Origin of the sequence: Saezia sanguinis (genome assembly GCF_003991585.1) — a bacterium.
Taxonomy (GTDB): domain Bacteria; phylum Pseudomonadota; class Gammaproteobacteria; order Burkholderiales; family Burkholderiaceae_C; genus Saezia; species Saezia sanguinis.
On the sequence record NZ_PQSP01000099.1, the window covers coordinates 1 to 264 of the forward strand.

The 264-nt window shown below is 64.0% G+C and carries 1 protein-coding gene; it reads right to left on the reverse strand.

All coding sequences use genetic code 11. The features are described 5' to 3' along the window. A partial coding sequence (locus CUZ56_RS15860; protein WP_204250952.1) for a hypothetical protein occupies nt 1-264 on the reverse strand: 264 nt, incomplete at both ends.

Sequence of the window (264 nt, forward strand, 5' to 3'; positions counted from 1 at the left end):
GTGCAGTACCGGCCGTTGCAGTGCGAAAAGCCGCCGATACAGCGCGAGACCGGAGAGATTGCTGATCCTGCTCCACTGGACCGGATCGGCGGTGAGCGCGCGGATACTCGCCCGGAACAGCGCAGTGAGGAAACCCAGCCACGTCCACAGGAATGCCGAACCGAGCATCACCACGAACCACGCGCGGTATCCGGGAAACCCGTCGAAGCCCACGTATGCGCCCGAGTACTGGAAGATGAGCCGGAACGCCACACCGGCGACGAA